This is a genomic window from Thioclava sp. GXIMD4216, from assembly GCF_037949285.1.
Lineage (GTDB): Bacteria > Pseudomonadota > Alphaproteobacteria > Rhodobacterales > Rhodobacteraceae > Thioclava > Thioclava litoralis.
On record NZ_CP149928.1, the window covers coordinates 205063 to 226135 of the forward strand.

Annotated in this window: 13 protein-coding genes; 4 read left to right on the plus strand and 9 right to left on the minus strand. The window is 64.2% G+C overall.

Features of this window, described 5'->3' with window-relative positions; all coding sequences use genetic code 11:
* Positions 1-65: 65 nt before the first annotated feature.
* Positions 66-2102 (minus strand): N-methyl-L-proline N-demethylase HpbA, encoded by a 2037-nt coding sequence (gene hpbA, locus WDB88_RS16330; protein WP_339110039.1) that lies wholly within the window; start codon positions 2100-2102, stop codon positions 66-68.
* Positions 2103-2339: 237 nt separating this feature from the next.
* Between hpbA and WDB88_RS16335 the strand changes: the two genes are divergently transcribed.
* The gene (locus tag WDB88_RS16335) at positions 2340-2981 is read left to right on the plus strand and encodes a TetR/AcrR family transcriptional regulator (protein ID WP_339110040.1); all 642 of its coding nucleotides are present in this window, start codon (positions 2340-2342) and stop codon (positions 2979-2981) included.
* A 66-nt stretch (positions 2982-3047) separates the two neighbouring features.
* Here WDB88_RS16335 and WDB88_RS16340 read toward each other — a convergent pair whose 3' ends face one another.
* Positions 3048-3548: a lactoylglutathione lyase family protein gene (locus tag WDB88_RS16340; RefSeq protein ID WP_339110041.1), complete on the minus strand. Its 501-nt coding sequence runs from the start codon at positions 3546-3548 to the stop codon at positions 3048-3050.
* A gap of 97 nt (positions 3549-3645) precedes the next feature.
* Here WDB88_RS16340 and WDB88_RS16345 point away from each other — a divergent pair, with 97 nt between their 5' ends.
* The gene (locus WDB88_RS16345) at positions 3646-4530 is read left to right on the plus strand and encodes a LysR family transcriptional regulator (protein ID WP_339110042.1); all 885 of its coding nucleotides are present in this window, start codon (positions 3646-3648) and stop codon (positions 4528-4530) included.
* Positions 4531-4630: 100 nt separating this feature from the next.
* Here the strand turns inward: WDB88_RS16345 and WDB88_RS16350 are convergent, their stop codons facing one another.
* The 7 genes from WDB88_RS16350 to WDB88_RS16380 all read right to left on the minus strand — a co-directional run bounded on the left by WDB88_RS16350 (position 4631) and on the right by WDB88_RS16380 (position 18084).
* The gene (locus WDB88_RS16350) at positions 4631-5890 is read right to left on the minus strand and encodes a glycosyltransferase (protein ID WP_339110043.1); all 1260 of its coding nucleotides are present in this window, start codon (positions 5888-5890) and stop codon (positions 4631-4633) included.
* Entirely contained in the window at positions 5883-12746 is a 6864-nt protein-coding gene (locus WDB88_RS16355; RefSeq protein WP_339110044.1) for an SDR family NAD(P)-dependent oxidoreductase, read from the minus strand. Before WDB88_RS16355 ends, WDB88_RS16350 begins: the two co-directional genes overlap by 8 nt.
* A 15-nt stretch (positions 12747-12761) precedes the next feature.
* On the minus strand, positions 12762-13268 hold the full coding sequence (locus tag WDB88_RS16360) for a GNAT family N-acetyltransferase (protein WP_339110045.1): 507 nt from the start codon (positions 13266-13268) through the stop codon (positions 12762-12764).
* Between the two features lie 70 nt (positions 13269-13338).
* Positions 13339-14682 carry a Hint domain-containing protein gene (locus tag WDB88_RS16365; protein ID WP_339110046.1) on the minus strand — a complete coding sequence of 448 codons (1344 nt, stop codon included), beginning with the start codon at positions 14680-14682 and terminating at the stop codon, positions 13339-13341.
* Between the two features lie 164 nt (positions 14683-14846).
* A complete protein-coding gene (locus tag WDB88_RS16370; RefSeq protein WP_330629593.1) occupies positions 14847-15773 on the minus strand; it encodes a glutaminase in 927 nt (308 codons plus the stop codon).
* On the minus strand, positions 15763-16671 hold the full coding sequence (locus WDB88_RS16375) for a LysR family transcriptional regulator (protein ID WP_339110047.1): 909 nt from the start codon (positions 16669-16671) through the stop codon (positions 15763-15765). Before WDB88_RS16375 ends, WDB88_RS16370 begins: the two co-directional genes overlap by 11 nt.
* Positions 16672-16683: 12 nt before the next feature.
* Complete coding sequence (locus tag WDB88_RS16380) at positions 16684-18084, minus strand: Glu/Leu/Phe/Val dehydrogenase (RefSeq protein ID WP_339110048.1); 1401 nt, start codon at positions 18082-18084, stop codon at positions 16684-16686.
* A 478-nt stretch (positions 18085-18562) separates the two neighbouring features.
* Here WDB88_RS16380 and WDB88_RS16385 point away from each other — a divergent pair, with 478 nt between their 5' ends.
* The gene (locus WDB88_RS16385; RefSeq protein WP_330629596.1) at positions 18563-19288 is read left to right on the plus strand and encodes a gluconate 2-dehydrogenase subunit 3 family protein; all 726 of its coding nucleotides are present in this window, start codon (positions 18563-18565) and stop codon (positions 19286-19288) included.
* A gap of 3 nt (positions 19289-19291) precedes the next feature.
* On the plus strand, positions 19292-21061 hold the full coding sequence (locus WDB88_RS16390; RefSeq protein ID WP_339109808.1) for a GMC family oxidoreductase: 1770 nt from the start codon (positions 19292-19294) through the stop codon (positions 21059-21061).
* Positions 21062-21073: the final 12 nt, after the last annotated feature.

Consider the following 21073-nt stretch of genomic DNA (forward strand, 5'->3'; position numbering starts at 1 on the left):
CGGCGCGCATTCTCGGGCAGAGGGCCGCGACACCACGGCAGAGGTCGCGGCCAAAGAGGCGTGGTCTATAATGTGCGCATCAGGCGTAAGGCATCATAGATGGCCGCATGGGTATTGCGGGCCGAGACGGCATCGCCAATGCGGAACAGGCGGAATGCGGCCTCGGGGTTGGGTGTCCGTTCCTGCAGGCCACCGGTTGCCAGCGCGTCGTAATCGACCGCGCCCAGATTGCGGGAGCGGGGCTTGAGCGCAAAATAGATCTCGTCCAGAGGACGGGTGCCATGATTGACGATGACCTGATCCACCTGTCGTTCGCGGGTGATGTCACCGTAATCGGACCCGAGACAAGCCGTCAGCTGATTGCCTGCGCGGGTCACCGATCTGAGGCGCCATGTCACGGTGAAGGTCGTGTCGCGTTTTTGCAGGGCGCGCATATAGGGCACCAGATTCATGGCCATCACCTCGGGGGCGAAGGCGCGATCGGGGGTGACTATTTCGACTTTCGCGCCGGTCGCGGACACAAGATCCGCCGCCTGAAGCCCTGCGTGATCGCCCGCATCGTCGAAGATCAGCACATTCTGTCCGGGCTTCACATCCCCTGCAAGAATATCCCATGCCGAGACAACAAGATCATTGCCGCGCGCCAGCACCTCGGTATGGGGCAGGCCGCCCGTCGCGATGATCACCTCGTCGGGCTGCGTCGCCTCGACATCGGTTTCATCGGCGAAGCTGTTGAAATGGAATGTTACGGCGTGTTTGAGGCATTGCTCGTAACGCCATGCGATGATCGATGACATCTCGCGGCGGCGGTCCTGCCGTGCCGCCAGACGGATTTGCCCTCCGGGCTGGTCCGCCGCCTCGAAGACCGTCACATGATGCCCGCGTTCTGCCGCGACGCGCGCCGCCTCAAGCCCTGCAGGGCCCGCCCCGACAATGGTGACCCGTTTCGCGGTCTCGGCTTTCGCAATACTGTGGGGCTGTTCGATTTCGCGTCCGGTCGAGGGATTGTGCAAACACAGCGCCATCCCGCCCTGATAGATGCGGTCGAGGCAGTAATTCGCGCCGACACAGGGGCGGATATCGTCTTCGCAGCCTTCGATCACCTTCCGCGCCAGATGCGGGTCCGCCATATGGGCGCGGGTCATCCCGACCATGTCGACCTTGCCACTGGCAATCGCGTGGCGCGCGGTGGCCACATCCGGAATTTTCGCGGCATGGAAGGTCGGAAAATCGGTCGCGGCACGGATCCGTCCGGCAAATTCCAGATGCGGCGCGTTTTTCATTCCCTGAATCGGAATGGTATCGGTCAGGCCCGCATCCGTATCGATATGGCCGCGCACCACGTTGAGAAAATCGACCAGACCACTGTCTCGCAGGCGGCGCGAGATCTCTATCCCGTCGGTTTCGGTCAGACCACCCGGCAGGTCCTCATCGCCGGTATAGCGCAGGCCCACCAGAAATTCCGCGCCACAGCGCTGGCGGATCTTGGAAAGGATGTCGAAGGTAAAGCGCAGCCGGTTGTCCACAGAGCCGCCATAAGGCCCGTCAAGCGTATTGGTCAGCGGTGACCAGAACTGGTCCATCAAATGGCCATAGGCTTGCAGCTCGATCCCGTCGAGCCCCGCAGCCTTCATACGCTCTGCCGCATCGACATAATCGTCGATGATGCGGGCGATGTCCCAGTCTTCCAGCTTTTTCGGAAAGGCGCGATGGGCAGCTTCGCGTTCATGCCCCGCCGAGACAACGGGCAGCCAGTCGGCCTTGTCCCACCGGGTCCGGCGGCCCAGATGGGTCAGCTGGATCATCACCGCACAGCCCTCGTCATGGCATTCCTGCGCGAGCTTGGCCATATGGCCCACCACCTCGTCTTTCCACGCAAGGATATTGTTGAACACCGGCGGGCTGTCGCGCGCCACAGAGGCCGAGCCTGCCGTCATGGTCAGGGCCACCCCCGCCTTCGCCCGTTCCAGATGATAGGCCCGATAGCGCTCTTTCGGCATGCCGTCTTCGGGATAGGCCGGTTCGTGGCTGGTGATCATGATACGGTTTTTAAGAGTGAGATGCTTGAGCTGATAGGGCTGCAACAGCGGATCATGCGACATCTGGGTACCTTTCCCTGCGGTGCCTTGGGGCCATAGCGGGAGGGTGCGGCAAAATGTTCATATGTGTCAACTATGAGTTCACGAATGTACTCTATTCCCGGATGGCATTCATTGCGCGCGCCGGATTTTTGGTCACCGGCGGGATGGGGCCGCCTTGTAGATCCTGAGGGGAAATGCCTCTGGACAGTATTGCACATTTTATAGACAATTCGCCTCCACCCATGACGAGAATGCCTGATGACAGATGATCCCCCCCCCGAGCGCGGCTGGCGCGGCTCTTCCGAGCTATGGTTGGATGCCGCCTATCAGGCCCTCGTTGCCAAGGGGGTGGATGCCGTCAAGATCATGCCGCTGGCCAATAGCCTGAAATTGTCGCGCACGAGCTTTTACTGGTTTTTCAAAGACCGCGGGCAGCTTCTGGCGGCGCTTCTGGAGCGTTGGGAGAAGGCCACGACGGCGGCTCTGATTGCCGCCACCGAAAGCTATGCCGCCAGCCGCCCCGAAGCGATGCTGAACGTGATCACGATTTTCATGTCGGAGGCGCAATTCGATACCGCCCTCGAACTGGCGGTCCGGGCATGGGCGCAGCGGGATCCGTCCGTGCTGGCGCGGTTGCAGGCCAATGATGCCCGTCGCCTTGAGGCCCTTCGCGCGATGTTGCTGCGTTGGGGGTTCGCACCGGCAGATGCCGATGTCCGTGCCCGCACGATCTATCTGGTGCAGATCGGGTATATCTCGATGCGGGTGCAGGAGGATCTTGCCGAGCGTGTGGCGCGCCATCCCTATTATGTCGAGGTCTATATCGGCGAGCGCCCGAGTGCGGAAGAAATGGCCCGCTTTTGCGCGGCAATCGGGTATGATACCCCCACGCCGACCTGAGCGCTCGGGGATGTGGCGGCCTGCGCGCGGCATCGGGCCGGTCGCGCCGCAGGCCTATGCGGGGCCTTAGTTATAGGCCCCCGCCGAATAGGTCAGCTCGTAGCTATGCGAATATAGCTCGAAAACGATGCCGAAAGGATCCTCGACATAGACCATGCGATAGGGTTTCTCGCCCGGGAAATAATGGCGCACGGGCATACGCTGCTTGCCGCCTGCCGCCACGATCTTGGCCAGCAGCCCTTCAAGGTCGGGATCCTGAATCGCAAAGTGGAACAGGCCCGTCTGGCGATAGGGCAGGGTGTCTTCGGGCTGGTAGTTTTCGGGAAATTCGAACAGTTCGAAGCCGATCCGGTCGGCGGTCGATAGATGGGCGATGCGGAATTTGCCCCAGCCCGCGCCGAAAACATCATCACACATGATGCCGATATCGCTATCGTCCTGCGCAATCTCGGTCGGTTCCATGATGACATAGAAGCCCATGATATCGCGGTAGAATTCGACAGCGCGATCAAGATCGGGGACCGAAAGGCCGATATGGGAGAACGTGCGGGGGGTTGGTCGGGTCATGGAAAGCTCCTTGATTGGTCCCGTTGATATGTGTTGCAGCACAAAAATCATCAAATTATCATTCATTCTGAATTTCATAACATGCCGGAATGATCTGATGTTGAACGCCCGCTGGCTCGAAACCTTTGCGACGCTTTGCGATATCGGTCATTTCACACGCGCCGCGCAGGCCCTGAACATGACCCAGCCCGGTGTCAGCCAGCAGGTCCGCAAGCTCGAGGCGCAGGTCGGGCAGCCGCTTCTGTCGCGCGACGGCAAGAGCTTTGCCCCGACCCCCGCCGGAGAAACGGTTCTGGCCCTTGCGCGCCGCAGGCGTACGGAAGAGGCCGATTTGCGTAGGCGGTTGCAGTATGACGATCCGGATCATGGCGATGTCTGTGTGGCTTGCTCGGGGTCGCTTGCCCTGCTGCTCTATCCGCGTTTCATGGATCTGATGGAGCAGGCCCCGGGCCTGTCGATCCGCCTTGAGGCGATGCCGCAACCGCGTATCATCGACGGCCTTCTGGGCGGGCAGTGTGATATGGGGATCGTGGATCACTCGCCCGCCCATATGCGGCTCGACGGAGATATCGTCGGGCAGGACGAGCTGTGTCTGATCCTGCCGGAACAGGTCTCGCCACCGCAGGATCTGGCAGGGTTGGACGCTTTGGGCTTCATTGCCCATCCAGACGGGTTCGCCTATGCCGAAGAGGTGCTTGGCGCAAACTTTCCGGAGAGTTTTCAGGGCGCTGAACATATCCGGGCGCGGAGTTTCATCAACCAGATCGGTCAGATTCCCGCGCCTGTCCTCAGGGGCTTGGGCTACACGATCCTGCCGCGCAGCGGGGTTCAGGCCCATCCGCAGCGCCACCGCCTTCAGGTGATGGTGCTGCCAGTTCCGGTCCGGCACGCACTCTGGCTGACCTATCGCCGCAACCGGCAGCTTCCGGCCCGCGCGCGCCGTGTCCGTGACGTGATCGCGCAGGTGCTGGCAAAGCTATAGAGGCCCGCGACACGGCCCGTCTTTCCGGCTGCGGCCCGCGTGTCGGCAGGGCCTGCACGGGCGGGTAGATGGCGCGCGGCGGTGCCGGCCTCACAGGCGCTTACAGGATGGGCTGATAGGGTCCGGTCGTGTCCGCCACGTGCGAAATCATCTGACGCAACAGGGCCTCCTTACGCCGGAAGACCGCCTCGCTGTCATAGAGATCCAGCATCTGCTGCCGTGCCCGCCGCCGGATCGCCTGTGCCTCTTCGGGGTGGTCGAAGACCCAGCCGATCATGTCGGAAACCTCCTCGGGGTCGTCCATGTCCACCAGAATGCCTGTCTGCATGTCCTCGACCAGCTCCATCACCGGCCCCGTGCGTGACCCGATCACAAGGCAGCCGCTTGCAAGGGCCTCCGAAAGCGACCAGGAGGTGACGAAAGGTTCGGTGAAATAGATATGCGCGCTCGAGGCCTGTAGCGTGCGCAGATAGTCGCTGCGGGGCTTCATGCTTTCCAGATGCAGCCTGCTCCGGTCAAGGTCCAGCGCCGCCAGCGCCCGTTTGCCCCAGCTTTCTCCTTCGGGCAGGCGCGGACCATAGGAGACGCTGTCCTGCGCCAGCACCACGGTATGGAAATCCTGCCGCTGTTTTTGCAAACGGGCCAGCGCCATCATGAATTGCGGAAAGCCGCGCAAAGGCTCCAGACCACGGGTCGCATAGGTCAGCAGCTTTGGCCGGTCGGGCAGGGAGAGCCAGTCGAAATCCATCTTGGCGGTCGGATCGGGGTGATGGAACCGGCAATCCACGCCATCCGCCAGAACGGAAATCTGCTGCCGCAGCGGGGGCGGGAAACGGTTGGCCTGAAACTGTGTCGGACACCAGTTGGCATCGGCGCTGTCGAATTCGGCCGAGATCGGCAGGTTCCGCATCCGGTTGGTCATCGCGACGGGAGGCGTGCTGGGGCGCTCGATCCTGCCGGTGGTCCAGTCCAGATCGGTATAATACCACTCGTGATAAGCGATGTAGCGGGTCTGCGGCCAGATCTGCCGCACCCCGAGCCCGATCCCCCAGCCTGCATGCGCCATGACCACATCGGGGCGGTAGCCCTCGTGATTGCGCAGATGCTCGAACAGCACCGCAGCCCCCATCGCGGTGGCGGCGGCATAATCCAGCGCATAGCGGAAATCGGTCTCGGGGCGCTCCATGGCCGCCACCGGAAAGCGCAGCGTGCGGATGCCGAGCGCATCCGTGCTGTCCGAGGCGGGTCCGACATGGATATAGGTCACCTGCCAGCCCCGACGGGCCAGCCACCTGCCGAAGAATTCGAACTGCGCGGGTTGGTTGCGGTGGAGCAGCAGAATGCGCGGGCCGTCAGCCATCCGGCGCCTCCTGTGCGTGCAGGCGTGTCAGCAGCGCAACGGCGAAGCGCGCGGGGGTCGTGCTTTCGGACAGCGGGAAGCTTGCCAGTTGCAGCCCCAGTCGCCGTTCGATTTCCAGCCGCAATTCCAGTGCCATAAGCGAGTCGATCCCATAGCGCCCCAACGGGCGATGCGGGTCATATTCTGCCGCTGGAAGGCGCAGGATATCGCATAGGATATCGGCCAGTTCCCGTTCGACATGGGCCAGAGCCTCGGGCCATTCGAGGCCGCGCAGAGCGCGCGCCAGATCGCCGGGTTTTGCGGCCTGTGCCGCGCCCTCGGGCACGATCCACGAGAAAGGCGGGGCGGCAAGCGCCGGTAGATGCGGTGCCAGACGCGCCCAGTTCAGCGGGGCGAAAAGGCGGTTTCGGGCGGTGGGGTCGCGCAGGGTCGACAGGATCTCTGCCACGGCGGTGCGCATCGGCAGCATCGCAAGCCCGTCCAGCCGTCCCAACTGCGCCGACAGGGCCGCATTGCGTGCCAGCGCGCCCCCGTCCCCGATCGGGCCCAGTGCCAGCACCGAGGCCGGGTGGCCATCGGCGCGGCGGCGCTCGGCCAGCGCCTCCATCGCCGCATTGGCAGCGGCATAGGCGGCTTGTCCCGGATTGCCGAGACAGGCCGCCACGGAAGACAGAAACAGCACCGCATCGGGGGACTCCGCCCGCTGGCGCAGCACCTGATCAAGGCTGCGGGCCACCCCCAGTTTGGCGCGCAGCACCAGCGCCGTCTCGACGGGGTCGAGGTCGCGGATCAACCGGTCTCGCAGCACCATTGCCGCATGGATCACGCCGCCCAGACGGTGGCCGTCGGCATCGATCTGCGCCATATAGGCCGAAAGCGCGGCGGCGTCGCGACCATCCAGCGCGTGGAGCACCGTGCCCTGATCGGCGGCAACCCATGCGCCCGCCGCCCCGCTGCCAAGGTTCGGCGTGCCCGAGCGTGACAGCAGATGGACCCGTTTGGCCCCGTTCTCGCGCAGGGTTTTGGCCAGAGCCAGCCCCACGCCCCCGGTGCCACCCAGGATCACCCAGTCGTCGCGGATGGGCCGGTAGGGTGCGGCGGGGCCCGTGGGAAGTGGCGGCGGGGTGATGATGATCTTGCCCACCTGTCTTGCGGCAAACATATGCCCGAAGGCTTCGGCGGCGTCTTCTGCCGCAAAAGGGGTCACCGGCAATGCGGGCAGGCGGCCTTCGGCAAGCGCCGCGCCGATCTTGTGCAGCGTTCCGGCCAGTTGTGCAGGGCGGGCCGCCAGACGCCGGTCCAGATCGAAGCTGTGATAGCTGGCCTCTTCGGGCAACTGTCCGAGCGGCAGGATCGCATTCTCGACAAAGCCACGCTTGCCCAGTTCGATGAAACGGCCGAAAGGGGCCAGTGCCTCGACCGAGCGCAGCATCGCCTCCCCCGTGAGGCTGTTGAGCACGATATCGGCCCCATGTCCGCCGGTCGCGGCGCGCAACGCATCGGCAAAGTCCAGTGTGCGGCTGTCAAAACAGGCCTCCGCCCCTGCGGCAACCGCCAGTGCCTGCCGCTCTGCGCTCGAGGCTGTGGCAAAGACCCGCGCCCCGAAAAGCCGCGCCACACGGATCGCTGCCAGCCCCAGGCCTCCCGCGCCGCCATGCACCAGCACGATGTCGCCATCCGAGACACGCCCCACACCGCGCAGTGCCTCCCATGCGGTGACATAGGCCACCGGCAGGGCCGCCGCCTGATGCAGGTCCAGCCCCTCGGGCAGGGGCATGACTGCCGCTGCGGGCACGGTCAGATGTGTGGCGAAGGCATCGGCTGCAAAGCCCATGACGGCCATGCCTTTCGCCAGCGGGGCATCGCGGCCCACCCGCTGCACGATACCGGCAAATTCCATACCCAGACCGCCACCGGACGCCCCGCTACGGATCAGCCGCTCGGGCAAAAGACCTTTGGCCAGCATCACATCGCGGAAGTTGAGCCCTGTCGCGGCCACCGCGATTTCGACCTCGTCGGCGCGGGGACGTTGGCGCGGTCTGGGTTGCCACGAGAAGGCCGAGCTGTGGGTTTGGCCCCTGTTCTGGGCCCCGTTCTGGGCCCCGTTCGCTCTGTCCTTCAGGCCCAATGCTGCGGCGGGTTCTGCGGGGCGGGGCTGCGGCAGCAGGCGCGGCGCGCGCAAAGCGGAACCGGCGCAATCGACCCAGGGTTCGCGGTCGGCAAGGGCAAAGAGCGCCTCCCAGTCCGGCAGGCCGTCGGTCTGCACCGAAATCAGTGAGGCAGCGGCTGCCGGAGCCTCGTTGCGCAGCACCATCACGGCGGCCCCGAGACCCGCTGTCAGCTGCGCAAATCCGTCTGTATCGCCGTCCCCCATCACCACCAGACGCAGCGGGCGCATGTCGTCTGCATCCAAGGTGGCACGACGCAGCTCCGCCAGCATATCGGCCAGCGCCGTGACCGGATCATCTGCGCCCTGATGCAGCCGCACGATGAGGCGTAGATTGCGTCCGCCGGTATCCAGCCCGCGCAGCTCGGGCGGGCCCTTAGGCGGCGTGGCTGCCGCCGGCCTGTCTGTGCTCGTTGGTGCCACGGAGAGGGGCGGGGGCTTGGGGACGGGGCTGCGGCAGGCGGAAATGGTCACCGGCACGGGGCCTGTTCCATCGTAAAACAGCGGCTCGGTCGGTGGTGGTGCGACCGGTGGCGTCGCCCCGTGTTGATCGCGCCCGTCGGGCGGGGGCCCGCAGACCGGCTCGGTGGAGAGCGCGACGCAAATGCCACCTGCGGCCAGCGGTGTCAGGAGAGGCGGGCTATGGGGCAGGGCCGTCACCATGATGTCGAACATCCCTGCCTCGGGAGGATCGCGCAGCAGGGGCGTGCAGGCCGCAGGCAACAGGCGGCGCAGGCTTTCACGCGCCGTCTCGTCAGGATGGGACAGCCTGAGGTCGTCAAGGCGCGGATCGGCGGCAAGACGGGTGACAAGCCAGCCGGGGGGCAATCCGACCAGCAGCAGGGCGCAACGTTCTTCTGCGGGCCATTGCCCGAGCAGATCGTCGAGCAGCCGCTCTGCTGTCTGCCAGCAGGCGCGCGTTGCCGCAGAGTGGCGGCGGATATCGGGCTGGTCCATCCCGCGGGCCTGAAGCATGGCCAGTTGCAGGTCGCTGGCGCGATCGGGGTGCAGGCGCAGCACGGTTCCGGCATCGGACAGGTCCGTTTCGGCGCGGGGCGGGGGCGTGCCATAGCCCAGACGGGCCAGCGCGGCCTTGGGCTCATGCCAGCTTTCGGGGCCTGTGACCGGCTGTTCTGGCGGGCGCAGCCGGACGGCGCGTCTGTGCCATAAGGCGGGGGCGATCGGTAAGGCATCGGGCCGCGCAAGGGTGAACTCCACCGCGTCCAGCGCCGCCAGTGTCCGGCCGTCAGCGGTTTCAAGTGTGAAGGACGCCTCTAGTCCGCGCTGCCATAGCCGCCCCGGAACAAGCCGCACAGTGGCCGCGGGTCCGGCCTCGGGCCAGAGGGTCAGCCGCCCGATACGGGTGGGCAAAAGCGCCGCACCCGCCGCAAGGGCCTTGGCCAGTGCAGGCGGTGTATCCCCCGCAAGAGCCACCTGTCCGGCATAGGGGGCCAGAAGGTGGAACGCGGCATCCAGCGCCGTCGGGTCCAAAAGGAACTGTCCCGCTGGCGGGTCTCCCGTAAGGGTCGCGCCCAGACCACCGGCCTCCTCGGCCCAGATCCGGCCCAGCCGTCGGAAAGCCGGACCATAATGCAGCCCCTGCGCCGCCAGTGCCGTATAAAGCGCCTCGGTGGGGATGCTCTCGTGGGTGGGTCTGTCCCGACGCGGCGGCGGGGCAATCGCGTCGGGGCGCAAGGTGCCACGCGCGAGCGGCGTCCAGTCGGTTTTTGCAAGCCGTGGGCGCATGTCGATCCCGACACGCCCGCCATCCAGCAGCTTGGTGCGCAGGCGGAGGCCCTCGCCCGCGATATCGGCAGGGTGCAGCAGATCGAACCCCGACAGCGTCAGCGGCGTCTCGGGCCATGTTTCCTGCGCGGCAGACAGGGCCAGCTCGACCAGCGCCGCAGCGGGCAGCACCTGCGCCCCGCCGATCCGGTGATCGGCCAGCCATTCGGGGGCGGTCGGGGTGATTTCGGTTGTCCAGACCGGCAGTTCGCGGTCCGGCCTGCGTCCGGCGAAATGCCTCTGTCCGGCCTCCCCCCAAGCGTCATAGCCGTCCGGCGAAAGCTGCGTGGCATGTTCCACCTCCTGCCACGGGTAAAGCGGCAGATCGGGCGGGGGGGCCTCGGGGAGGCCCGAAAGCTGCGTGCGGTCGATGCGCGCGCCGTGGCACCAGCAGCGCAGGACGGTGGCCTCGGCAGGTTCTGTGCCCTGTGCGGGTGTCGCCGCGCAATAGCTGAGCGGCTGCCCCTCAAGCCGTGCCAGATCGCGGATATTGGCCGCCAGCAGGCGACGGGGCGAGAGTTCGACCACCACGGCGGGCGCTTCGGCACACAGGCTTTTCAGCGCATCGGAAAACCGCACGGTATCTCGTGCATTGCGCCACAGATAGTCGGCGGTCAGATCCTGCGTCTCCAGAAGGCGCCCCAAGGCCGATCCCGCAATCCGGCAGGTCGGCGCGGCAAGCTGTAGCCCCGCGATGTCGGCCATGAACGCGGCGCGCAGCGGTGCGACGGCGGGGGAATGGTAGGGCACCTCGACCCCGAGCGGCATCATGGCAATCCGTTTGCCGCCGATACTGACCTTTGCCAGTTGTTCCAGCGCCTTCTGCGGCCCCGAGACCGTGACCGAGCGCGGGGCATTGACGGCGGCAAGGGCCAGCAGCGGCGCCCCCAATCCGGCAATGGCACGGCTGGCCTCGGCCTCGGACAGGGCCAGCGCGGCCATGCCGCCGCTGCCGCGCAGCGCCTCGAACCGGCGCGAGCGCGAGGCGACAACCCGCGCCAGCCCTTGGGGAGTGAGGCATCCCGCAACCGTCAGCGCCGAGAGTTCGCCCACCGAATGGCCGATCACCGCATCGGGGCGCAGCCCTGCGGCCATAAGGCTTTGCGCCTGTGCCACCTGACAGGCCACCAGCAGCGGCTGGGCCACCAGCGGGCTGGCCAGACGCCGGTCGAGATCTGCGGCAAAGAGCTGCTCGGCCAGAGCGTCGATCCCTTCCTGTGCAAAGGCCGCAGCGATCTGGTCGAACCCGTCGCGGAAACGGGCATCATGGCGATAGGCGTCCTGCCCCATCCCCATGATCTGCGCCCCGTTGCCAGGAAAGGCGAAGACGGTCTGCGGGCGCTCGAAGGCCGCGCGCCCGCCAAGGGCTGCGGCCTGACCAAGGGCGATGTCGCGCAGCCGCGCGCTGGCGGTTTCATCGCAGCGCAACGCCAGCCGGTGCGGCAGGGCGGTGCGGCGCGTGGCGGCGGCGGCAAGGGCCTCGCGGGCGTGCGGGCTGGCGTCCAGTCGGGCCGACCAGTGCCCCGCAAGCTTTGCGAGGCTGTCGGGCGAGGCGGCAGACAGGCACAGCCAAGGCGTCCCCGATGACACCGGCACGAAACGGCGGGCAGGCGTGGCTTGTGTCCCGCCCTCGATCAGGGCAACGGCATTGGTGCCACCAAAGCCGAACGCGTTGACCCCCGCCAGCAGGGGGCCCTCCGGCAAGGGCATTGGCGTTGCGGCCACCGCCAGATTGAGACCGTCGAAATCGATATTCGGGTTCGGCGTGTTGAAATGCAGCGATGCGGGCAGAACCCTGTGCTGCATGGCCAGCAAGGCCTTGACCAGCCCGACCAGACCGGAGGCGGGCTCGGTATGGCCGAAATTGCTCTTGGCCGAGCCGATCAGCAGCGGAGCCCGCCTGAGCGATGCGACCGCCCGACCGATGGAGTGCGCCTCGGCAGGGTCGCCGACCTGTGTGCCGGTGCCATGTGCCTCGTAGAAGGCAAGGTCTTCGGGGGCCCGGCCCGCCTGGTCCAGCACCGAGCGGATCAATGTCTCCTGACGGTCGCTGGAGGGCACCAGAAGCGGCGAGGCCCCGCCATCGGTATTGACGCCGGTTGCAAGGATGCGCCCCCTGTGCCGTGCGTGCAGGCGGGCCGCGATTTCGGGCCGCAGAAGGACCAGTGCGATCGCCGCTTCCGAACGGACATAGCCATCCGCGCCCGCATCAAAGGCCCTGCAGCGCCCGCTGGGGCTGAGCATCCGCGCCTGGGAAAAGCCGACAAAGCCGCCCGGTGCGCGCAGCACATGCACGCCGCCGACAATGGCGATATCCAGATCCCCCCGCGACAGCGCCTTTGTGGCGGTGTCCAGCGCCGTCAGGCCGGAGGAACAGGCGGTATCGATGACCTGACTCGGGCCGCCGAAATCGAAACGAGCCGAGATCCGGTTGGCGATGATGGCCAGCGTGTTGCCAAGTGTGAAGGTCGAGCCGCCGCGCGCGGTGTCGTAGTAGTAGGACGAGAGGTTCTCGACGATGGAAGACCCGATAAACACGCCGGTGCGCGGCCCCGACAGGTCGGCCATGTCAAGGCCCGCATCCTCTACCGCTTCCCATGTCGCAACCAGCATCTGGCGTTGCTGGGGGTCCATTTCGGCGGCCTCGCGCGGGCTGATGCCGAAGAAGGCGGCATCGAAATGGTAGAGGTTGTCCAGTTGTCCTGCGGCCAGCGAATAGGTCTTGCCGCGACGGCCCTGCGCCGGATCGTGGTAGAAGGCCGGATCGAAGCTGCGCGCGGAAACGGTTGTGACGGTGCAGCGCCCCTCGGAGAGCACGGACCATGCGGCGGCCAGACCACGCGCGCCGGGCAGGCGCAGTCCGATTCCCGCCACGATGGGCGCGTTGTCATGGTCACAATTCATCGGGCCGCCTTCATGTCAGATCCGCATGAAATAGTTGCCGCCCAGATGGGTGGCCCCACCAGAGCGCAGCACCGTATCGGTTTCTTCGATCGCGATGCCGGAGGTGACGTTGAACATCACCCCTTTCGACCCGCGCGGGGCCGACCAGCCACGCACGGCCATCATGATGCGCTGCCAGATATAGCTGCCGACGGCTGTCGACCGGATATCGGCCCGCAGATAGAGCGTATGCATCACCGTGACCCATGATTTCCGGCTGCCCATGAAGGGGCGGAAGACGTAATAGGCAAAGGCCACCGGCTCGCCGTCATATTCGACATAGAGCGCACCGTTATAGCCGGGATTGTCGCGGATGAAGCCGATGATCTGATCGAATTGCGGCTGGTCGAAGGGCAGATCGGAAAACAGGCTTTCCTTGTGCATCTGCCGTACCAGCGGCAACACATGCGGGACATCGGCGACATCCTCGCCCAAAACGATACGGACTTTGCCGCGCTCTTCTTCGGAAAGACTGCTTTCCAATGGCTGTACCTCGCAGATGGTGCCCGACCGGTCCTGTGTGTGGTTTCATAAGGTTACCTTCTGGTTCATCTCATGACCAGAGGGGTTTGGCATTGCGCCGATGCCGTTCGACCAGCGCCCGCGCCTCGCGGTTTTTCACGAGGGGCAGCGCGGGCACGGCCTGATGTCCGGGATCTGCCAGTTCGGGAAAGAGAGACAGGACTTCGGCGCGCCCGTCCGGTGTCAGGAAGTTGAGCGCATGGAGGCCGGGATAAAGCGTTTCGGCCTCCATGCCCTCGGCCATGACCACCGCATGGTGATCCAGCATGAAGTGGTAATACCGGATCTCCTGTGTCTCGCCCTCGATATGGATATCGCCCACGCCCACCAGCAGCTTGGCGGGAACCAGAACTTCGGGCGTGCCGAAGATCCGCTCGGCAATCTTTGACCGGACGGCCAGCCGGTGCTGCGGCGATACGCGCAGGTCGCTATGCGGACGGCCTGTGCCGAAGGCTCCGGCGGGGATGCGGATCGGCAGGAGCTTGGGGTTTGTCATCAGGTCGATCAGGTCCAACCGCCTTTTGCCGATCCAGCGGATCGGGCGCGGCCCGTTGCGGGTAGTCACCAGATCGCCTTCGCGAAGCTGCTCCACGGCGATCTCTCCCTGCGGTGTGGCGATGCGGGTGCCCGCGGCGAAACATACCGCCTCCAGCGCCTCGAAATTCGAGAATGCCGCCTCGGCCAGAACCGTGTCGCCATTGCTGAGGGTGATCGTGTCGCCCCAGCGCACGGTGCCCGACAGCACCGTGGGCATGCCCAGCACCTGCCCGTATTGATCCGAGCGCAATACATTGGTGACGCTGTCGCCAATGCCGTCATTATTGGTGTCGAGCGTGATGCTGCCCGCCGCCAGTGTCAGCGTCCAGTCTCCCACCAGATTGAGCGTATCCGACCCCGTGCCGCCATCCAGATCAATCGCGGCCTGTCCGACTTTCTGGGCCAGTTCCTCTTCCGAGGCGGCACCGGCTTGCGACATATCGAGCTGCACACGGTCATTGCCTGCCCCCATGACGACATCGCGGCCACCGGAATTGTCGAGGATCAGCGTGTCATCGCCATCGCCCATATCGAGCGTGTCGTAAAAGGCGCTGCGATGCAGTTCGACAAGGTCATTGCCGGTGCCCATGCTGATATTGTCAAACCCGATGGTCGATCCGCTATCGGGATGCACCCAAGGCATGTTGGTGGCCACAAGCGTGTCATTGCCGCCAAGAAAATTGACGTCATAGAAACGACCGGTGCCGGTCACCGTCGCGCTGGAGGTCTGCAATGTGACATCGGACTGGTTCTGGGAGGGCTTGCCGCTGCCATCGGCGGCGTTTGTCAGCGTGGCGCCATTGGCCCCGCTATTGCCGGTCAGTGTTGCATTGGCCATCCCGAATTCCGCCTGTCCCCTTGAGGTCGGCCCCTCGGGTCAAAGCGACGCGAAAGGTGAGATGAATAGAACGGGAATAGGGTGACTATTCAGTTAACTACGCAGCGCAGGCTCCCTGTGCAGACCGATTTTCCGCCCTGCGACCTTGGCCTGTGGGGGGGCTTTTAGCCGAAGACGGACCAGCCGGTGAATTTCGCGATCTGTTCTGCGGCATATGTGCCCATATGGGAATTGCCGTAAAGATTGAGGCCGGGCGACCAGACGGCAATCGAGGCGACGCCTGGGGCGATCACCAGAATGCCGCCGCCCACGCCGCTTTTCCCTGGCAGGCCGACACGGAACGCGAAATCGCCCGACCCGTCATAATGGCCGCAGGTCATCATCAGAGCATTGAGCCGCCGCGCCTTTTCGGCGGTCAGCAGCGGCGAGACCCCGGGCAGTTGTGCAATGATCCGGCCTGCGCGTGCCAGTTGGTCTGTGGTCATCTCTATGGCGCATTGATGGAAATAGGTGCCCAGTGTCAGCTCAGGCGCGTTTTGCAGGTTGTCGAAGGATTTCAGGTAGTTGGCTAATGCGATATTGCGAAACCCGGTCCGTTCCTCCGAAAGGGCCACTGCGGGGTCGATATGGATGTCATCCTCTTCCGCGGCCTCGCGCAGGAAGGCCAGCACTTCGCTCAGGGCTTCGCGGGGCGCACGCCCTGTCAGCAGGGCATCGGTGGTCACCAGCGCGCCCGCATTGATGAACGGGTTGCGCGGGCGGCCTTTCTCCTGCTCCAGCAGCAGGATGGAATCGAAGCGCGTCCCCGAGGGTTCGCGGCCCACGCGGGTCCAGATCTGTTCACCATGCCGCCCCAGAACGCAGGCCAGCGTGAAGACCTTCGAGACGCTCTGGATCGAGAAGCGGCGCGCACTGGCGCCCGCATGCAGCAGGCGGCCATCGGCCAGCGCAATCGACACGGCGAATTGCGCCGGATCGACCTTGGCCAGTTCGGGGATGTAATTGGCCACTTCGCCCCAATCGTGGCGGGCGTGGATATCGGCGGTCAGCCTGTCCAGAAAAGCCTGTAGGGCCTGAGCGTCAACGGTCACTTCCGACCTCCTGTCTGAGCGCATCCCAAAGCGCCTCGATTTCCGGCGCAAGATCGCGGCGCGGGCGATAGGCGCAGATCTCGACATCCAGCGCCCATTCCGGCCCGCCAATCGGCCCGATGACCTGCGCGGCCGAGGCATCCACCGCAGAGGCGGGCAACCAGCCGACGCCATGCCCCTCCATGATGATCTCCTTGAGCACGTCGGACATGTCGCATTGCACGGTGATCTTGTAGGCGGGCAGGGCGGGCGCGCGTTCAAGGACATGTTCGAACAGGCGCATGAAATAGGCCTTGTGCGAATAGGAAATCAGCGGGAAAGGATGGCGCGCATTGCCCGGAAAGCCGAAGGCGGCGCGTTTGTCCTCGTTCAGCACGGCATAGGGCATGAAGCGGTCGCGGCGCACGACAAGCCGCTCCTGTGCGTCCGAATGCACGGGGCTAGGCAGGGCCAGATTGTCATGGCACAGCAGGATATCGGCATCTCCGGCCATATAGCGGGCCGTTACATCCTGCGTATTGCCCACAATCACCGAGAAAGAGGATTTGACCCGCCCGCGCAGCATCTGCAGCACGCGCTTGAAATCCGACCGTGCCAGACAGTTGGGCGTGGCGATACGCACCTGTGACATCAGCTCGAACTGGTTGCAGCGGATCTTGGAACGCGCCCCCAGCAGGCGCTCGACAGAGGCGGCGGCATCCTCGCGGAACTGCTCGCCCGCCTCGGTCAGGCGCACGGGCACCGCCCCCTTGACGATCAGGGCGGAGCCGACCCAGTGCTCCAGCGATTGTATGCGCCGGCTGAAGGCGGCCTGCGAAACATTGCGGAATTCTGCCGCACGGGTGAAATTCCGCATTTCGACAAGCGCGAGGAAATCCTCCAGCCAACGCATATCCATTCAGTGCACCCGTTACAGTCCGATCGCGCGATAATAATCCGCAATTCGGGCAATGGAAACGGCATAGGCGGCAGTGCGCAGATTTGCGTCGGGCAGGGCCTGTTTCTGGGTGGCGATCTCGTTGAAGGCGCGGGTCATGATCTCTTCCAGACCCGAGCGCACAAGGTCGATTTCCTGCGTGTCGCGGGCGATGCTGGCGCGCAGTTCCTCGGCCAGAGTGTGACCGGAGACCTGCTCGAGCGCATTCACCATCGACAGCCCGTTCGCGATTTTCTGGCGGCGTTCCATCAGGCCGAAGGGGATATGGGTGATGTTTTTGACCCATTCGAAATAGCTTACCACAACCCCGCCCGCATTGACGAAGAGATCGGGCAGGATATGGATGCCACGGCGACCAAGGCAGTCTTCGGCGGCAGCGGTCACCGGCCCGTTCGCGGCCTCGACGATCAGCTTGTAGTTGATGTCTTCGCAATTCGCCTCGGTGATGGCGGCTTCTTTGGCGGCGGGGATCAGGATATCGGCGGCCATATGGGTCAGGCCTTCGGCGCTTGGCACGGTTTCGGCACCGGCAAACCCGCCGATCGAACCGGTCGCGCGGCGATGGGCGGCCACGGCCTCGACATCCAGACCTTCGGCAGCGAAAATGGCCGCGTCATGCTCGACGATCCCGACGATCTTAGCACCGTCCTCGGCAAGGAATTTTGCCGCGTGATAGCCCACATTGCCGAAGCCCTGTACGACAACGCTTAGGCCCTCGACGGTTTTCTGGCCCGAAACGGCGGGCATTTCGGGATGGGCGAGATAGGCGCGCACGGCATATTGCACCCCACGGCCCGTCGCCTCGACACGGCCTTCGATGCCGCCACGCGCCACGGGTTTGCCGGTTACGCAGGCATTGACATTCATGGCATCGGCACGGCCGGTCTTGCGGTATTCATCGGCGATCCATGCCATTTCGCGTTCGCTGGTGCCCATGTCGGGGGCGGGAACGTTGCGACCGGGATGGATTAGGTCGCGGCGCGCCAGTTCCTGTGTGAAGCGGCGGGTGATGCGCTCCAGCTCGTCCTCGCTCCAGTCGGAGGGGTTGATGCGCAAGGCACCCTTGGAGCCGCCGAAGGGCACATTGACCAGCGCGCATTTAAGGCTCATGAGCGCGGCCAGCGCCTCGACCTCGTCCATATTCGCGTCGGGCGCATAGCGGATGCCGCCTTTGGCCGGTTCGATATGTTCGCTATGGACCGAGCGCCAGCCCTCGAAGCTGTAGATCCGGCCCCGCAATTTCACCCCGAAGCGCACCGCATAGGTGGAATTGCATTGGGTGATCCGCTCGTCCAGCCCTTCGGGCAAGGCAAGATGCGGCGTCGCGTTGGCGATGAAACGTTCGATATTGGCGAAGAATTTTTGATCCGACATGCGTCTGGTCCGGTCCCTGTGAGAAGCGCGGTGCCCTGAGCGGGCACCGGTTGCGCCACCAAGCGCGTGGCCGGAGGTAAAGTCTAATGCGTATCCTGCATGGTTGATGCAGGAAATAGCGTTAGCGGCTGAACTTGCGCGGTTTTCCACCCGCCAGCAGAGGCCGGATGCCTGGGCCCCCGCGTGCGCCGCCTGTATTTTCGTGCGGGCGGGGCGCGGGGATAGGCATTTGTTACCTTGCGGCACATTTCCGCCGGACGGGCGGGCAGAACGGGCGGCTACTATGTGCGACCGGCGCTAAGGGATTGCCTCGAAACACAGAAATTTTCCCACAAAATCGATCAATTTTGCTTTTCAAACTGTGAACATGCCCTAGAACCAGCCTTAGCCAGACAATTTGTCGCAGCTTCTGACGGGAAATGCGCCATGTTGCAGGGCGCGCCACATAAGACCCAACCTATTGTCAGAAAGGTATCCGATGCCCAGTTCCTCTTTCGCCGCGACGCGACGCGGGTTTTTGAAAGCGGGCGCTGCGGGTTTCGCCCTAAGCCAGGTGACCAACCCAGCTGCCGCCCAGACCAAGGACGCTCCGCCGCTTGACCAGTACGAACCCGTTTATCTGACGGCGGCGGAATGGTCGTTCCTGATGGCGGCCTGCGCACGGCTGATCCCCGGTGACGAGGCGGCTCCCGGCGCGATCGAGGCGCGGGTGCCGGTGTTTATCGACCGGCAGCTTGCCGGTGAGTATGGCAATGCCGATGACTGGTATATGGACGGCCCGCATGATGCGGCCGCCGATCCGCTGCTGGGCTGGCAGACGCCCCTGACCCCGGCTCAGGTCTATCGCAAGGCCATTCCGGAATTCGACACATGGTGTCGGGCCCAATTCGGCGCGTCTTTCGTTGAGCTGTCTTCTGCCGATCAGGATGCCGCGCTGACCGCCTTGCAAAACAACAAAGGAGACGGCACCGGAGGCGGGCGCGCCGAGATCCTTCCCCCCGAGCTGCGTGACTTCTTCACCATTTTGCTGAGCAATACCAAAGAGGGGTTCTTTGCCGATCCGATGTATGGCGGCAATTACAAGATGGCGGGCTGGAAGCATATCGGCTTTCCCGGCGCGCGGGCGTCCTACACCGAATGGGTGGAGATGCGCGACCAGCCCTATCCGCTCGGGCCGGTGTCGATCAAAGGCGAGAGGGGGTAATCCATGACACGTCAGGCACCCAAAAAAGACGTTGTTGTGATCGGGCTTGGCTGGACCGGTTCGATCCTTTCGATAGAACTGTGCAAGGAAGGGCTGGATGTGCTGGCACTGGAACGCGGCGAGGACCGCGATACCGTGCCCGATTTCAAATATCCCGATGTGGCGGACGAGCTGAAATACGGCATCCGCTACAAATTCATGCAAAAACCGGCCAAATCGACGCTGACCATCCGGCGCACGCTGCAAGAGACCGCCTTGCCCTACCGGCATCTGGGCTCTTTCCTGCCCGGGGATGGTGTGGGCGGTGCGGGGATCCACTGGAACGGCCAGACATGGCGTCCGCAAGAGGTGGAATGGCGGCTGAAATCCTATGTCGAGGAGACCTTCGGCGCGCAGACCATCCCCGAGGGCATGACCATTCAGGATTGGGGTGTGACCGCCGAAGAGATGGAGCCCTATCTGACGCGTTTCGAGAATATGGCGGGGATTTCCGGCAAGGCGGGCAATATCAACGGTAATATCATTGAGGGCGGCAATCCGTTCGAGGCCCCGCGCTCGACCGATTACCCGCTGCCGCCGCTGGTGCAGAACCTTGATGGCGAGATGTTCGCGCAGGCCGCCCGCGCGCAGGGGCTGCATCCCTTCCCGCGCCCGTCGGCCAACGCCTCTGCGGCCTATGTGAACGAATATGGCATGCAGCTTGGTCCGTGCAATTATTGCGGCTTCTGTGAACGGTTCGGCTGTCTGAACTATTCGAAATCCTCGCCGCAGACATGCGTTCTGGGGGCTCTCAAGCGGATGCCGAATTTCGAATATCGGGTTAATTCCGAAGTTCTGAAGATCGAGAAGGCCGAAGATGGCAAGACCGCAACCGGCGTCACCTATTGGGACGAAAAAGCCGGTGAGGAGGTCTTCCAGCCCGCAGATCTGGTGATCGTGGCGGCCTTTTCGCTGCATAACGTGCATCTGATGCTGCTTTCGGGCATCGGCCAGCCTTACGATCCGGTAACGGGCGAGGGGGTGGTGGGCAAGAACTATGCCTATCAGGTGACCGGCGGCACGAGCCTGTTCTTCAAAGAGCATAATTTCGACCCCTTTATCGGCACGGGATCGGTTGGCTATTCGCTGGATGATTATTCTATCGGCCAGATCGATTTTGCCAAGGAAGGCTTTATCGGTGGGAGCTATATCACCGGCGGGCATACCGGCGGTCGCCCGATCCAGCAGATGTCCCTGCCGCAGGGAACGCCAAGCTGGGGGGCGGAATGGAAGGCGGCGACGCAGGAATGGTACGGCCATTCGATGTCGATTGCCTCGCACGGGTCGAATATGGCCTATCGCGATGTCTATCTGGATCTGGACCCGACCTATAAAGACCGTCACGGGCGCCCGCTGATGCGGATGACCTATAACTGGCAGGACAACGATATCCGCATGACACAGTTCATGAAATCGAAGATCGAGCCCATCGCCCAGAGCCTCAATCCCGATATGATAAAATCCTCCTACAAGGAGGCGGGGGCGCAATATGATGTGCGTCCGTACCAGACGACGCATAATACCGGTGGCGTGATCATGGGCACCGATCCCAAGACTTCTGCGATCAACCGCTACCTGCAAAGCTGGGACTGCCACAATGTCTTCGTGATGGGGGCCTCGGCCTTCCCGCAGAACCTGCAATACAACCCCACCGGAGCGGTCGGCGGGTTGGCCTATTGGGCGGTGGATCACCTCCGCAAGGACTATCTGCCCAATCCGCGGCCATTGATGTGAGGAGGATGAAAG

Excerpts from the sequence above, each read along its gene's own strand:
- WDB88_RS16380 (WP_339110048.1), bottom strand. The coding sequence starts at position 18,084 with ATGTCGGATCAAAAATTCTTCGCCAATATCGAACGTTTCATCGCCAAC.
- WDB88_RS16350 (WP_339110043.1), bottom strand. The coding sequence starts at position 5,890 with ATGGCTGACGGCCCGCGCATTCTGCTGCTCCACCGCAACCAACCCGCG.
- WDB88_RS16375 (WP_339110047.1), bottom strand. The coding sequence starts at position 16,671 with ATGGATATGCGTTGGCTGGAGGATTTCCTCGCGCTTGTCGAAATGCGG.
- WDB88_RS16355 (WP_339110044.1), bottom strand. The coding sequence starts at position 12,746 with ATGAATTGTGACCATGACAACGCGCCCATCGTGGCGGGAATCGGACTG.
- WDB88_RS16390 (WP_339109808.1), top strand. The coding sequence starts at position 19,292 with ATGACACGTCAGGCACCCAAAAAAGACGTTGTTGTGATCGGGCTTGGC.
- hpbA (WP_339110039.1), bottom strand. The coding sequence starts at position 2,102 with ATGTCGCATGATCCGCTGTTGCAGCCCTATCAGCTCAAGCATCTCACT.
- WDB88_RS16345 (WP_339110042.1), top strand. The coding sequence starts at position 3,646 with ATGTTGAACGCCCGCTGGCTCGAAACCTTTGCGACGCTTTGCGATATC.
- WDB88_RS16340 (WP_339110041.1), bottom strand. The coding sequence starts at position 3,548 with ATGACCCGACCAACCCCCCGCACGTTCTCCCATATCGGCCTTTCGGTC.
- WDB88_RS16365 (WP_339110046.1), bottom strand. The coding sequence starts at position 14,682 with ATGGCCAATGCAACACTGACCGGCAATAGCGGGGCCAATGGCGCCACG.
- WDB88_RS16385 (WP_330629596.1), top strand. The coding sequence starts at position 18,563 with ATGCCCAGTTCCTCTTTCGCCGCGACGCGACGCGGGTTTTTGAAAGCG.
- WDB88_RS16335 (WP_339110040.1), top strand. The coding sequence starts at position 2,340 with ATGACAGATGATCCCCCCCCCGAGCGCGGCTGGCGCGGCTCTTCCGAG.